General features: G+C 49.3%; 12 protein-coding genes and 1 pseudogene. 12 read left to right on the top strand and 1 reads right to left on the bottom strand.

Annotated elements, in window-relative coordinates; translation table 11 throughout:
* Positions 1–70: 70 nt before the first annotated feature.
* The 10 genes from xseA to NST70_RS08990 all read left to right on the top strand — a co-directional run bounded on the left by xseA (position 71) and on the right by NST70_RS08990 (position 10,981).
* Positions 71–1,411 (top strand): exodeoxyribonuclease VII large subunit, encoded by a 1,341-nt coding sequence (gene xseA, locus NST70_RS09035; protein ID WP_014098064.1) that lies wholly within the window; start codon positions 71–73, stop codon positions 1,409–1,411.
* Positions 1,404–1,631, top strand: a complete 228-nt coding sequence (locus NST70_RS09030; RefSeq protein WP_013859605.1) for an exodeoxyribonuclease VII small subunit — start codon at positions 1,404–1,406, stop codon at positions 1,629–1,631. Before xseA ends, NST70_RS09030 begins: the two co-directional genes overlap by 8 nt.
* 2 nt (positions 1,632–1,633) lie before the next feature.
* On the top strand, positions 1,634–2,491 hold the full coding sequence (locus tag NST70_RS09025; RefSeq protein ID WP_328229883.1) for a farnesyl diphosphate synthase: 858 nt from the start codon (positions 1,634–1,636) through the stop codon (positions 2,489–2,491).
* 148 nt (positions 2,492–2,639) lie between these two features.
* On the top strand, positions 2,640–4,541 hold the full coding sequence (dxs, locus tag NST70_RS09020) for a 1-deoxy-D-xylulose-5-phosphate synthase (RefSeq protein WP_014098066.1): 1,902 nt from the start codon (positions 2,640–2,642) through the stop codon (positions 4,539–4,541).
* Positions 4,542–5,366, top strand: a complete 825-nt coding sequence (locus NST70_RS09015; RefSeq protein WP_342474867.1) for a TlyA family RNA methyltransferase — start codon at positions 4,542–4,544, stop codon at positions 5,364–5,366.
* 169 nt (positions 5,367–5,535) lie between these two features.
* On the top strand, positions 5,536–5,985 hold the full coding sequence (gene argR, locus NST70_RS09010) for a transcriptional regulator ArgR (protein WP_014098068.1): 450 nt from the start codon (positions 5,536–5,538) through the stop codon (positions 5,983–5,985).
* Positions 5,986–6,002: 17 nt separating this feature from the next.
* On the top strand, positions 6,003–7,706 hold the full coding sequence (gene recN, locus NST70_RS09005) for a DNA repair protein RecN (RefSeq protein ID WP_014098069.1): 1,704 nt from the start codon (positions 6,003–6,005) through the stop codon (positions 7,704–7,706).
* A 178-nt stretch (positions 7,707–7,884) separates the two neighbouring features.
* A complete protein-coding gene (spoIVB, locus tag NST70_RS09000) occupies positions 7,885–9,168 on the top strand; it encodes a SpoIVB peptidase (protein WP_014098070.1) in 1,284 nt (427 codons plus the stop codon).
* A gap of 165 nt (positions 9,169–9,333) precedes the next feature.
* A complete protein-coding gene (gene spo0A, locus NST70_RS08995) occupies positions 9,334–10,119 on the top strand; it encodes a sporulation transcription factor Spo0A (protein WP_014098072.1) in 786 nt (261 codons plus the stop codon).
* A 118-nt stretch (positions 10,120–10,237) separates the two neighbouring features.
* Positions 10,238–10,981: a glycerophosphodiester phosphodiesterase gene (locus tag NST70_RS08990; protein WP_014098073.1), complete on the top strand. Its 744-nt coding sequence runs from the start codon at positions 10,238–10,240 to the stop codon at positions 10,979–10,981.
* A gap of 9 nt (positions 10,982–10,990) precedes the next feature.
* Here the strand turns inward: NST70_RS08990 and NST70_RS08985 are convergent, their stop codons facing one another.
* Entirely contained in the window at positions 10,991–11,233 is a 243-nt protein-coding gene (locus NST70_RS08985) for a DUF2627 domain-containing protein (RefSeq protein ID WP_014098074.1), read from the bottom strand.
* Positions 11,234–11,366: 133 nt separating this feature from the next.
* Between NST70_RS08985 and NST70_RS08980 the strand changes: the two are divergent.
* Positions 11,367–13,432 (top strand): annotated as a pseudogene (locus tag NST70_RS08980) (sigma-54-dependent Fis family transcriptional regulator).
* Between the two features lie 270 nt (positions 13,433–13,702).
* Positions 13,703–14,806 carry a Glu/Leu/Phe/Val dehydrogenase gene (locus NST70_RS08975; RefSeq protein WP_017550506.1) on the top strand — a complete coding sequence of 368 codons (1,104 nt, stop codon included), beginning with the start codon at positions 13,703–13,705 and terminating at the stop codon, positions 14,804–14,806.
* Positions 14,807–14,828: the final 22 nt, after the last annotated feature.

Here is a 14,828-nt window from a genome sequence, read left to right as displayed (position 1 = left end):
GCATTAAAAGAAAGCTGACTTCCGGCGGGAAGGCAGCTTTCTTCATGCATGAGAAAGGTGGTGGAAAGCGATGCAATATTTATCCGTACACACGCTGACAAAATATATCAAACGGAAATTTGACGCGGACCCTTATTTAAACGATATCCATGTAAAAGGGGAAATTTCCAATTTCAAACGGCATTCAAGCGGCCATATGTACTTTACATTAAAAGATGAAAAAGCGAGACTGCTTTCGGTCATGTTTGCTTCTGCAAACCGGACGTTGAAGTTTATGCCGGAAAACGGTATGAAAGTGCTCGTTACGGGTTCCGTATCTGTTTATGAAGCAGGCGGCAGTTACCAGCTGTATGTGAAAAGCATGCAGCCTGACGGAATCGGCGCACTTTATCTTGCTTTTGAACAGCTAAAAGAAAAACTGGAGAAAGAGGGCCTGTTTCAAAACCGCCGGCCCATCCCGGCTTATCCGAAAGTGATCGGGGTGATCACATCGCCGACAGGGGCTGCTGTCCGCGATATCATCACCACCATCAGGAGAAGATATCCGGTTGCTGAAATCATTTTACATCCGGCCCTTGTCCAAGGGGAAAATGCAGCCCCTTCGATTGTAAAGGCAATTGAACAGGCAAACCGGATCGGCAAAGCGGATGTGCTGATCGTCGGAAGGGGCGGCGGTTCCATCGAAGAGCTGTGGGCTTTTAATGAAGAAATAACGGCCCGGGCGATCTTTGCGTCAAATATTCCGGTGATTTCTGCTGTCGGCCATGAGACGGATTTTACGATCGCCGATTTTGCGGCAGACTTACGGGCACCGACGCCGACTGCTGCAGCTGAACTTGCTGTTCCCCATATTGATGACGTACGGGAAAAAATCTTGCATTTAAAGACGCGGCTTATACGAAACATGCGGGAGAAAGTACGCTATGAAAAAAGCCGGCTTGCTTACCTTGAACGGTCGCCCGTTTTGACAAATCCTTACCGGCTCATCCGCCAGCAAATCGAGCAGGCTGATCGCCTTACAGATCGCCTGCACAGGGAAGCGGGGCGCTTAATCGGTACAGCGGAGGAACAAACCCGCAATCTGCACGGCCGGCTTTTGCGCAACCGTCCTGAACAGAAACTGCTGCAGGCGCGGCGGAATTTCACGAGCCTTGAAGCAAACCTCGTGAAGCAAATGCAAGCGGTCTTGCGGGAGAAGCAGCATCGTTTTGCCAAAAATATTTCCGCCCTTGAAGCGCTGAGCCCGTTGAAAGTAATGGAAAGGGGCTACAGTCTGGCTATGGCGGAAGACGGAACGATCCTGAAAAAAACAAGCCAGGCCAAAACGGGTGAAACGATCCGGGTCCGGTTGACGGACGGCGGCCTTTTGTGCACGGTAGATAAAATTGAAAGGGGGAAAAAAGATGGCTGATTCATTAACTTTTGAAGAAGCGATGGTGCAACTGGAAGACATTGTGCGGAAACTGGAAGAAGGGGATGTGCCCCTCGAAGAAGCCATTTCCATTTACAAACAGGGAATGGAGCTGTCCAAATTACTCCACGGAAAACTGAAAAATGTAGAGGAACAGCTGGCAAAAATCATGTCGGAGGATGGCGAAGAGCAGGATTTTGAGATCCGGGAGGAGGAATAACCGTGCAGAAGCCTGCGTATGATGTGAAAGAAATTGAAAAACACCTGGCACAATATATCGCGGATCTTCGTGCGCCTGCTGTATTAAAAGACGCGATGCATTATTCCCTCCAGGCCGGGGGGAAAAGGATCCGCCCCCTTCTTTTGTTGTCAACCGTATCCGCGCTCGGTAAACCGGCTGGTCGGGGCATGCAGACCGCGTGTGCAGTCGAGATGCTCCACACTTATTCTCTGATCCATGATGACCTCCCGGCAATGGACGATGATGATTTGCGGAGAGGAAAGCCGACCAACCATAAAGTATTTGGCGAAGCGGTGGCGATTCTTGCCGGCGACGGCCTTTTGACGCACAGTTTCGGACTGATTGCCGAAGATCCGGGGTTGGATGACGCTTTGAAGGTAAAACTGATTGCGCTCCTTGCAAAATCTGCGGGTCCGGAAGGCATGGTCGCCGGGCAGGTGGCGGATATGGAAGGCGAAAATAAAACACTGACCCTCGAGGAACTACAATATATCCATGCCCACAAAACCGGCAAACTGCTTCGTTTCAGCGTGCTTGCCGGCGCGATGATTGGCGGCGCGTCAACAGAGCAGCTGGAAAAATTCGGGCAATTTGCCGATCATCTCGGCCTCGCTTTTCAAATCCGGGATGACATATTGGATATCGAGGGGGAACAGGAAAAAATCGGCAAGCGGGTCGGCAGCGATGAATCCCGCCATAAAAGTACATATCCGGCTCTTTTAACGCTTGAGGGTGCCAAACAAGAACTCAGGCGCCATACTCGCCTTGCAAAGCAGTGCCTCGCTGAAACCGGCGCCTTAATGGAACTGACGGGGATGATCGAAACGCGGGACCATTAACGGCCGTTCATTTGGCGCAAACCGAACGGCCGGAACAGCAAAACCGGCGGCGTTTGTTTAAATGAGGTATTTCTTGTCTAAACGCGTTGATTGTTTATAATAGATGTAAGTGATGCCGTATATTGATGAGGAAAGCGAGTGATCCGCATTGGATCTTGAATCGATCAAGGACCCGTCCTTTTTGAAACAAATGGACATCCCCGCTTTGAAACAACTGAGCGCGGAAATCCGCCGCTTTTTGATTGAAACATTGTCGAAGACCGGCGGGCATATCGGGCCGAATCTTGGTGTCGTGGAATTGACGCTTGCCCTGCATAAATGCTTTGACAGCCCGAATGATAAAATTCTTTGGGACGTGGGACACCAGTCATATGTGCATAAAATTTTAACCGGCCGGGCTGGAGAGTTCGGCTCACTGCGCCAATACCACGGGCTTTCAGGGTTTCCGAAACGGAATGAAAGCATTCATGATGTCTGGGAAACCGGGCACAGTTCCACTTCCTTGTCCGCCGCGATGGGCATGGCGGTCGCCCGCGATTTAAAAGGAGAAAAATCGTATATTGTCCCGGTGATCGGAGACGGCGCGCTGACCGGCGGCATGGCATTTGAAGCGCTCAACCATATCGGCCATGAAAAACGGGATATCATCGTTGTGCTGAATGACAATGAGATGTCGATTGCCCCGAACGTCGGCGCGCTTCACCAGGTGCTCGGCAAACTGCGAACGGCGAATAAATACCGGCGCGCAAAAGATGAACTGGAATTCCTGCTGAAAAAAATTCCGGCTGTCGGCGGAAAGCTTGCGGCCACTGCAGAACGGCTGAAAGACTCATTGAAATATTTGCTTGTCTCCGGGATTTTTTTTGAAGAACTCGGTTTCACTTATTTAGGCCCTGTTGACGGCCATCATTTTGATGCATTGCTCGAAAATATTCAGTATGCCAAAAAGACGAAAGGCCCTGTTCTTTTGCATGTCGTTACCAAAAAAGGAAAAGGATATGAACCGGCCGAAAACGATACGAAAGGCGCCTGGCACGGCACCGGGCAGTATAAAATTGAAACCGGCGATTTTATCAAACCGGCGGATGCCCCTCCTGCCTGGAGCAAACTTGTTAGCGATACCGTCCTCAGCCTTGCAAAGGAAGATGCGCGCATTGTCGCGATTACGCCGGCAATGACAGTTGGTTCGAAGCTGGAACGGTTCCAGCAGGAGCTTCCGGAAAGGGTATATGATGTCGGGATTGCCGAGCAGCATGCCGCCACTTTTGCTGCAGGGCTTGCCACCCAGGGCATGAAACCGTTTTTGGCCATTTATTCGACATTCCTGCAGCGGGCGTATGACCAGGTTGTCCACGACATTTGCCGGCAAAACTTAAATGTTTTCATCGGGATCGACAGGGCGGGCCTTGTCGGCGCGGACGGCGAAACCCATCAGGGCGTATTTGATATTGCTTTTTTACGCAGCCTGCCCAATATGGTGTTAATGATGCCAAAAGACGAAAATGAAGGCCAGCATATGGTATACACGGCTTTAAAATATGACGGCGGGCCGATCGCGATGCGGTTTCCGCGCGGCAATGGCCTCGGCGTAGCGCTTGATGAAGAATTAAAAGAAATCCCGCTTGGCACCTGGGAAGTCTTGAAAGAAGGAAATGACGTGTGCATCCTTACCTTTGGGACGACGATTCCGATGGCCATGGAAGCAGCGAAATTTTTGCAAAAGCAAGGGATATCGGTTAAAGTGGTCAATGCGCGCTTTATCAAACCGCTTGATGAAGCAATGCTCGAAGCCGTTTTCCGCACCGGAATGCCGGTATTAACCGTGGAAGAGGCCGTGCTTGCAGGCGGGTTTGGCAGCGCAGTGTTGGAATTTGCGGGTGATCGTGGCTTCTCTGATCGGATCATTCGCCGTATTGGCATTCCCGACCGCTTTGTCGAGCACGGCAGCGTAAAAGAATTATGGCAGGAAATCGGGCTGACAAAGGACCGGCTGATCCGGGAAGTCCGGCAGATATTGCCTCAAAAACAGCAAAGAAAGGCTTCATTTTAAATGAAAAAAGAACGGGTGGACGTTCTCCTCGTAGAACGCGGATTAATCGAAACAAGAGAAAAAGCAAAAAGGGCGGTCATGGCGGGGCTTGTCTTTTCAAATGAGACCCGCCTTGATAAACCGGGTGAAAAAATTGCTGCTGATGCCCCGCTCATCGTAAAAGGGGATCCCCTTCCGTACGTTTCCCGGGGCGGACTGAAACTGGAAAAAGCGTTGAAAGTATTTGGACTTAATGTAAAAGACAAAATTGTTCTCGATATTGGCGCTTCGACCGGTGGATTTACCGACTGTGCCCTCCAGCACGGTGCCAAAATGTCTTATGCCCTCGATGTCGGTTATAACCAGCTTGCATGGAAGCTGCGCCAGGACGAGCGGGTTGTTGTTATGGAAAGGACAAATTTCCGCTATGTTACCCCGCAGGATTTCACAAAGGGCATTCCGGAATTTGCCTCGATTGACGTGTCCTTTATTTCCCTGTCCTTGATCCTCCCGGTATTAAAAACGCTCCTTGCACCTTTAAGCGATGTGGTCGCCCTGATTAAGCCGCAGTTTGAAGCGGGGCGCGAGCAGGTGGGCAAAAAGGGGATTGTAAAAGATAAAAATGTCCATCGCGAAGTGATCGAAAAAATCATCCAGCTTGCCTTGCGTGAAAACTTTTCGGTGGAAAACCTCTCCTTCTCGCCGATTACAGGCGGGGAAGGAAATATTGAATTTTTAATCCACCTCGTAAAGCCCGCCAGCGAAACAGAAGGCGGCGCCAACTGGTTGCGCGTAACCGTAAATGACGTGGTGGAAGAAGCCCATGCCACGCTCAGGAAGGGATAGACAAAGATTTGGCAGCCTATTGGATAACCGGTAGGCTGCTTTGTATAAGGGCGTTTCGCACCCGAAAAAAAGCCCGTTTACGGAAAAAAGCTGCTTGTACATTTGCCCGTAAATGCGCTAACATACAAGTAGATGCATATTTACAAAAGAGCATCCTTGAGGTGAGGATATGAATAAAGGACAGCGCTTGATCAAAATCAGGGAAATGATTACCAATTATGATATCGAAACACAGGACGAGCTTGTCGAGCATTTGCGCAATGCCGGCTTTAATGTGACGCAGGCCACCATTTCAAGGGATATAAAAGAACTTCATCTTGTCAAAGTGCCGCTCAATAACGGCAGGTACAAATACAGCTTGCCTGCCGACCAGCGCTTCAACCCGATGCAGAAACTGAAACGGGCGCTGACAGATGCATTTGTCAGCATTGATACAGCCGGGCACCTGATCGTATTGAAAACATTGCCCGGTAACGCGCATGCAATCGGCGCTTTGATTGATATTTTGGATTGGGAAGAAATTATCGGCTCCTTGTGCGGAGATGATACATGCCTGATCATTTGCAAAAACCAGGATGAGACCGAAACGGTTTCGCAACGGTTTTTGGACTTGCTGTAGAAAGTGGTGATGTTTGATTGCTGCAGGAATTATCGATTAAAAATTTTGCCATTATTGATGCATTAACGCTTTCATTTGAAGCCGGGCTGACCGTCCTGACAGGGGAGACCGGTGCCGGCAAATCGATTATTATCGATGCCATCCAGCTTCTAACAGGCGGGAGAGGGTCATCGGAGTTCGTCCGGCACGGGGAAAACCGTGCTGAGATTGAGGGCTTATTTCTGGTCGAGGACGGTCATCCGTGCATGGATCGCGCCCGCGAATTCGGCATTGAGATTGAGGAAGGCATGGTCATTTTGCGGCGCGATATATCGAAAACAGGGAAAAGCGTTTGCCGCATCAACGGAAAACTTGTGACGATTTCGGTGCTGCGCGAAATCGGGTCGACTTTAATTGATATCCACAGCCAGCACGAAACGCAGGAACTGCTGAACGAAACGTACCATCTGCCACTGCTTGACCAGTACGGGCAAAGTGAGATTGAAACGGCTCTCCTTGATTACGAAAAATTGTATAAAAAATACGAAGCCGTTTACGGGCGGTTAAAAAGAATGAATGAAAACGACCAGCAGCTCGCCCAGCGCCTTGACCTCATCCAATTCCAGCATGAGGAAATCCAAAACGCCGGACTGAGGCTGCATGAAGACGAGGAATTAGCGGAAGAAAAACGAAAACTCGTCAATTTTGAACGGCTGTTTGAATCATTGAATACGGGGTATGAAGCGCTTGCCGGGGAACAGCATGGCCTCGACTGGCTCAGCCTTGCCATGAGCCATCTTGAAACCGCGGCTGAAGTGGATGGCGAGCTCTCTGACATTTTGGAATCCGTCCAAAGTTGTTTTTATACGCTCGAAGACATGTCCCGCTCAATCCGTTCCCGGCTTGACGGACTTGAATTTGACCCGGAACGGCTTAACGTAATTGAAGCGCGGCTGAATGAGATCAACCAGTTAAAACGAAAATATGGTAGCTCGATCGAAGAAATTCTGGAATACGGGTCCAAAATTGAAGAAGAAATCGAATCGATCGTAAACCGTGACCATCATGTGGAGCTTCTAGAAAAAGAACTGCAAACGGTAAAACGCGATCTGTATTTGGAAGCCAAGCAGCTCAGCGATTTACGCAAAAAATGGGCGGAAAAGCTGACTAAAAATATCCATTCCGAATTAAAGCAGCTGTATATGGATAAAACAAAGTTTGAAGTCCGTTTTCTTGCCGCTGCTGATGATTATTATGAGGCGGATGACATTCCGTTCCGGCGCGACGGGCTCGACCAGGTTGAATTTTACATTTCCACCAATCCGGGCGAACCGCTAAAACCGCTCGCAAAAACCGCTTCGGGCGGAGAATTGTCGCGGATTATGCTGGCATTAAAAACGATATTTTCCCGGCACCAGGGGATCACTTCCGTCATTTTCGACGAAGTGGATACCGGCGTAAGCGGCCGCGTTGCGCAGGCGATTGCGGAGAAAATTTACCGCATTTCGGTCCATTCGCAAGTCCTCTGCATTACCCATCTGCCGCAGGTTGCCGCCATGGCGGATACACATCTGTTGATCATGAAAGAGACTGAAAAGGAGAGAACGCGGACAAAAGTCAAGCCTTTAGGTCAGGAAGAAAAAATTAAAGAAATCGGCCGTATGATTTCAGGCGTTGAAATGACAGAGTTGACAAGACAGCATGCGAAAGAGCTGCTCGAACTGGCCGAAGCGATAAAATAAGGGTCCGGTCCGCCTATTTGGAAAAATGGTGGAGCCGGACCCTTTCTATCCAGATTGGGCAGCATTTTTCCCGCAGGCGCTGTTATATTTAAAACGCTTCAAGGCTAAATTAAAATCATAGCCAAAACAAACAAAGGCTAAACAACAGGGTGAACCGGAAGCGAGGAGAGTGGAATGTTTGAACTTTGAAAAAATAAGGAAGCTGACAGGCGGATTTCTCCTTGTTTCACTTTTATTATGCGTTTTTTCGCAGCCTTTTCAACAATATCTTCACTTTCCGAAGCAAGTTCGCTTACTGGAAGGCCAGCAAATCGAATTTCATAAAACTTCTGCTGCCGCTGTAATGGCAAGCGGAAACAGTGCGGAAATTCATGCGCATCAACATACGGTTTCCATAAAAGGGAAGTCAGCCGGCAAGGAAGAAATGTTTCTTAAACTGGCGGGCATCCCGGTCAAAAAAACGGAAGTAGAAGTGCATCCAAATATTAAGATGATCCCCGGCGGGCAGTCGATCGGCGTCAAGCTGAATACGCTCGGCGTCCTTATCGTCGGCCATCATCTTGTGCAGACGGACAAAGGGAAGTTTTCTCCCGGTGAACAGGCCGGAATTGAAGTTGGGGACATGATCCTTGAAATGAACGGGAAAAAAATCGAAAATATGTCCGATATTGCCCCAATTGTCCAGCAGGCAGGGGAAGAAGGAAAACCGCTGGATGCCGTCATTAAAAGGGATGGACAAACCATCCGGAAAACGATAAAGCCGTTAAAAGATAAAAGCGGGCAGTCGTATAAACTCGGGCTTTATATACGAGATTCGGCCGCTGGAATCGGCACGATGACGTTTATTGATCCGAAAACGAAAAAATATGGCGCCCTCGGGCATGTCATATCCGATATGGACACAAAAAAACCGATCGTCGTCGAAAAGGGCAGGATTGTCAATTCGGTCGTGACGTCGATTGAAAAAGGCAAAAACGGGAGCCCAGGGGAAAAATTGGCGCGTTTTACCGAAGAAGGCCGGATCGGGAATATAACGAAAAACAGCCCATTCGGCATTTTTGGACAGCTGGATCCGGGTGCAAAAGACAGCACATATGCAAAACCGATGCCGATTGCACTGTCAGACCAGGTAAAGACAGGGCCGGCAAAAATTTTAACGGTTGTCGACGGGAAAAAAGTGGAAGCCTATTCGATTAAAATTGTCAGCACCATTCCGCAAAAATTTCCGGCAACAAAAGGAATGGTCATCAAAATTACCGACCCGGAATTGCTGAAAAAAACGGGCGGCATTGTTCAGGGAATGAGCGGGAGCCCGATCATTCAAAACGGGCGGCTTGTCGGTGCCGTGACACATGTGTTTGTCAACGACCCGACATCCGGCTATGGCGTCCATATCGAATGGATGCTCCATGAAGCAGGCATTTACGGAGGGGGCAAGTCCCCTTCCGCTTTTAAAGAATGATGCACTTATCTATTATTAATGCGTGCGGACGTTTTGTCCGGGCGATTTTCCAGCGTCCCGGTTTTCAACAAAAAATAATGAATAAAAAAGCAGGAAATTTTCCGCCATTGTCGAAACATATTCTTGTACAGAGATACGGCTATTTTTTTGAGGAGGACAGTGGCAGTGAAAAAAATCAGAGTGTTTATTGTTGATGACAACCGTGAACTTGTTCGTTTATTAGAAGATTATATATCCCAGCAGGAAGACATGGAAATTTGCGGAACGGCATACAGCGGGACGGAATGCCTTGAACAGTTAAAAGAGGCGGACCCGGACATTTTGCTGCTGGATATTATTATGCCGCATCTGGACGGTCTCGGCGTGCTCGAGAAACTAAAAGAATCGGCTTATTCCCGGATGCCGAACGTCATCATGCTGACGGCTTTCGGCCAGGAAGATGTAACGAAAAAAGCGGTGGAACTGGGCGCATCCTATTTTGTGCTGAAACCGTTTGATATGGACATGCTTGTTTCACAAATCCGACAGACAAGCAAAAAAGGCTCCGTCCTGAAATCATCACCCGGCATGGCAGCTTCCAAACCGGAATCGAAGCCTGTCAATCTCGATGCAAGCATTACGAGCATTATCCATGAAATCGGCGTGCCGGCCCATATTAAAGGCTATATGTATTTACGCGAAGCGATTGCAATGGTGTACAATGATATTGAATTGCTTGGCTCGATTACAAAAGTGTTATACCCCGAAATTGCAAAGAAATACAATACCACTGCCAGCCGTGTTGAGCGCGCCATCCGCCATGCGATAGAAGTGGCATGGAGCAGGGGAAATATCGAATCCATTTCCACCCTATTCGGTTATACGGTTTCCATGACCAAAGCAAAGCCGACAAACTCCGAGTTCATTGCCATGGTCGCTGATAAACTCCGCCTCGAACACAAAGCTTCCTGAAAGGGAAAGGGGCCGGTGCAGTGAGTTGTACCGGCCGGATTCCGTGCGTAAAAGGTTACGCTTTTCTTGTTCGGGGAATATATAATGATGAACGAAATAAATAAAGGGTGTGTATCAAGTGACGCTTATTTTTGCCCACCGGGGATCGGCAGGCACACGTCCGGAAAACACAATGGAAGCTTTTTTCGAAGCGGAAAAGGCCGGAGCGGACGGGATTGAACTGGATATTCAGTTGTCAAAAGACGGCGAACTGGTCGTCATTCATGATGAAACGGTCAACCGTACGACAGAAGGCAAAGGGTATGTGAAAGATTTAACATTTGCTCAATTACGGTCGCTTGATGTGATTGACCGGTTCGAAACCGGCAAACCGCTAAGCATCCCGGCACTTGAAGAAGTCTTTGAATGGCTCGCCCAAAACCAGCTTCTCTGCAATATTGAACTGAAGACGGCAAAAGTGGATTATCCGCTGATCGAGGAAAAAGCCGTTTCGTTAATCCGGGCATACCATTTGGAAGAAAGGGTCATTTTTTCTTCCTTTAACCACTATTCCATCATTCAATGCTACCGTCTGGCACCCGAAGTGGAGATTGCCCCGCTGTATTCGGAAGTGATGTTTATGCCGTGGGTCTACGCGAAATCGATCCGAGCAAAAGCGATCCATCCGCGCCTTTTGACAACGGCCGAATGGATCATCCGTGCCGCCATGAACCACGGTGTTGCAGTCAGGCCGTACACAGTGAATAAAGCGAAAGATATGAGAAGGCTGTTTAAAATCGGTTGCACGGCAATCATCACGGATTTCCCGGAAATGGCGGTACAGGAAAGAAAAGCAGAACGGGAAAAAGCATCCGGGCAATAGCCGGATGCTTTATTTTGATGGTTTGCTGAAACGTTTCTGTACCTTTTGGTGCTTTCTGTCCCGGTGCAGGATAAATCCGGCGGTAAAGGCAATGCCGCCGGCAGAGAGCAAAAGCCCGGTCAGAAACTGGAGCGTCAGCGAAGAAAACGGGCGGTCCGGAATCCCGAAAACCATATCCCGCATCCATTTGATCCCATAAGCAGCGGCGATGACCGGCACCGCCAATACAAAAAGTGCCACCAACCTGCCCATCCCGGCCCCCCTTTAAACCGTTTCCATCATTATAACACCCGGGATTGGACGCAGGCAATGCAGCCCATTGTAAATGTAAGCCCTTTCAAATAAAATAGAATAGCGGAGACCAGCACGAAAAGGGGGAGCAGCGATGCAAAATGTTTTAATCGTTGGCGGGGGGAAAGGCGGAAAAGCGATTTTAAAAATATTGTCCGAGAGCGCACGGTTCCGTGTGGCCGGCATCGTTGATATCAATCCGCAGGCGGAGGGGATCCGGCTTGCCAAAAACATGGGCGTAAAGACCGGAAACAACTGGCGCGTTTTTTCAGGTCCCGATGTCGATATTATCATTGAGGTAACCGGGGATGAGCAAGTTTTTCGTGAAATCGCTGCCGATTGCACGGGCCGGATTGTCATCCCCGGCAGTGTCGCCTATTTGATTGCGAAATTGCTGGAGGAAAAAGAAGCCTTAATCCGGAAGTTGGAAAGCGAAACAAAAAAACATGCGCTCATCCTTCAGTCGACGGCAGAAGGCATGACGGTGATTGACAAAAACGGCCGGATCATTTTTATGAACAGGGCCGCGGAAAAGATCAACGGCGTTTCGGCCCGGGAAGTGCTTGGCAAGCCGATCTCAAGCGTGATCCCGAAAAGCCGGCTTGCCCATGTCCTTGAAACAAAGAAAAGGGAAACAAACGTGGAAATTGAACTGCAAAACGGGGTCAAAATACTCGCCTCCCACATTCCGATGTTTGATGGCGGGAAAGTCGCCGGGGCCATTTCCGTTTTCCGGGATATTACGGAAGCTGTGAAACAGGCTGAGGAGATTACGAATTTAAAAGAAATCAAGATGATGCTGCAGGCCATTATCCATTCAAGCGATGATGCGATTTCCGTTGTCGATGAAAAAGGGCGCGGCATCCTCATCAATCCGGCTTATACAAGAATCACCGGGTTAAGCGAAGAGGAAGTCATCGGCAAACCGGCAACAGCGGATATTTCCGAAGGCGAAAGCATGCATTTTAAAGTGCTGCAAACGAAAAAACCGGTACGCGGCGTGAAAATGCGGGTCGGTCCGTTAAAAAAAGAAGTGATTGTCAATGTTGCGCCGGTCATCGTCAACGGCATGCTAAAGGGAAGCGTCGGCGTGATTCATGACGTCTCTGAAATCGAGACATTAACAACGGAATTGCGCCGGGCGAGAAGGCAAATGATGCAGGCTGCCACGGCAAAATATACATTTGAGGACATTATCCATGCTTCCGATGAAATGGATATCGCCGTGGAACAGGCCAAACTGGCGGCACAGACACCTGTGACGATTTTGCTGCGCGGCGAATCCGGCACCGGTAAAGAGCTGTTTGCGCATGCCATCCACCAGGCATCCAGCCGGAAAAACCATAAATTTGTCCGTGTCAACTGTGCGGCCATTGCCGAGTCGCTGCTTGAAAGCGAGCTGTTCGGCTATGAGGAAGGCGCTTTTTCAGGCGCGAAAAAAGGCGGCAAAAAGGGGTTGTTTGAAGAAGCCGACCATGGCAGCCTGTTTTTGGACGAAATCGGTGAACTGAGCGCCCATATGCAGGCAAAACTTTTGCGCGTCCTGCAGGAAAAAGAGATTGTGAAAGTCGGCGGCACAAAGCCGGTACCGGTGGATGTCCGGATTATTTGTGCCACGCATGCCGACCTTGAAAAAGCTGTTGCAGAAGGAAATTTCCGGGAAGACTTATATTACCGGCTCGACCGCATGCCAATCGGATTCCGCCGCTCAGGGCGAGAAAACAGGAGATTCCGTTACTGGCCAGGCGTCTCATCCAAAAAATCAATCAGGATTACGGCCGGAATGTAGAAGGCATCACAAGCAGAGCGCTTTCCATTCTGTACCGCTACGACTGGCCGGGAAACGTCCGTGAATTGGAAAATGTGCTCGGGCGGGCCATCATTTTTATGGGTTTCCATGAAAAATCGATTGATGCGGACCATCTTGACGGGCTTGGTTTATCCCCGGGGAAACGCGCGGAAAAGCAAGAAGCGGACGGGGTACCCGAAAAAGGCAACCTCGATGAAATGCTGTCCGCTTTTGAAAAGCAGCTGATCCAAAAAGCGCTCGAAGAAAATGCCGGGAACAAAACGAATACGGCCAAACAGCTTGGCATTTCACTAAGAAGCCTGTACTATAAATTGGAAAAATACCGGCTTGCAAAAATCAGCATGCAATAATTTGCATATTCGTGCAAAAAGTAGCAAACTGGTAAACGGAAGTTTATTTTTTTAAGCCCCGCTCTTTTCGCCATTTCTGCATGAAAAGCGGAAACAGGAAAACAATGCGAAAGTGGCATTCTTTTTGCATTTTCAACAGTGAAGGCTGGCCCGGGGTTTCGGAAAAAGCGGTGTGCCGTTTTCAAAAGAGGCATCGGGCTGTCCGTTACAGCCGCAAAAATGCCTGTACAGCTTTCTGACAGCTTTGCTTGCGGAAAAGGAGGAAGTCCAATGGAAATTTTTGATTATATGCGAAAATACGATTATGAACAACTGTTGTTTTGCCATGATGACGCATCTGGATTAAAAGCGGTGATCGCCATACATGATACAACACTCGGGCCAGCGCTCGGGGGCACGAGAATGTGGACTTACGCAACGGAAGAAGCCGCCATTGAAGATGCGTTGCGGCTTGCGCGGGGGATGACGTATAAAAACGCTGCCGCCGGTCTCAATCTTGGCGGAGGGAAAACCGTCATCATCGGCGACCCGCGCAAAGACAAAAATGAAGAAATGTTCCGGGCGTTCGGCCGGTTCATCCAGGGGCTCGGGGGCCGCTATATTACAGCTGAAGATGTCGGCACCACTGTTGAAGATATGGACATCATCCACGAGGAAACCGATTTTGTGACAGGCGTTTCGCAAACGTACGGTTCATCCGGAAATCCTTCACCTGTCACGGCGTATGGCTGCTATGTCGGCATGAAAGCAGCGGCAAAAGAGGCGTTCGGAAGTGATTCGCTTGAGGGGAAAACCGTCGCCGTCCAGGGCGTCGGCCATGTTGCATTTGAACTGTGCCGCTATTTGCACGAAGAAGGCGCCCGCCTTATTGTGACCGATATTTCAACGGAGGCGGTAAAACGGGCTGTTGAGGCTTTCGGGGCAAAAGCAGTGGACCCGGATGACATTTACGCCCAGGACTGTGATATTTTTGCCCCATGCGCGCTCGGGGCCATTTTGAATGATGAAACGCTTCCGCAGCTGAAAGCAAAAGTGATTGCGGGGTCTGCAAATAACCAGTTGAAAGAACCGAAGCACGGCGACCGGCTGCATGAAATGGGCATTCTTTATGCACCCGATTATGTCATCAATGCCGGCGGGGTTATCAATGTGGCTGACGAACTGCACGGTTACAACCGGGAAAGAGCGATGAAAAAAGTCGAGCAAGTCTACTATAATGTACAGAAAGTGATCGACATTTCAAAACGCGACGGGATTCCGTCCTATTTGGCGGCAGACCGGATGGCGGAAGAACGGATTGCAAAAGTTTCCCGTGCGCGTTCACAATTTTTGCCGCACAATAAACACGTGCTCGAAAAACGGCTTCCGCGGTAACGCAAGTGAAGGAGGAACAACA

This window comes from Weizmannia sp. FSL K6-0777 (assembly GCF_038593185.1).
Classification (GTDB): Bacteria; Bacillota; Bacilli; order Bacillales; family Bacillaceae_C; genus Weizmannia; species Weizmannia faecalis.
Note: the sequence above shows the minus strand (reverse complement) of the source record. Positions and strands in the feature narration are given on the sequence as shown.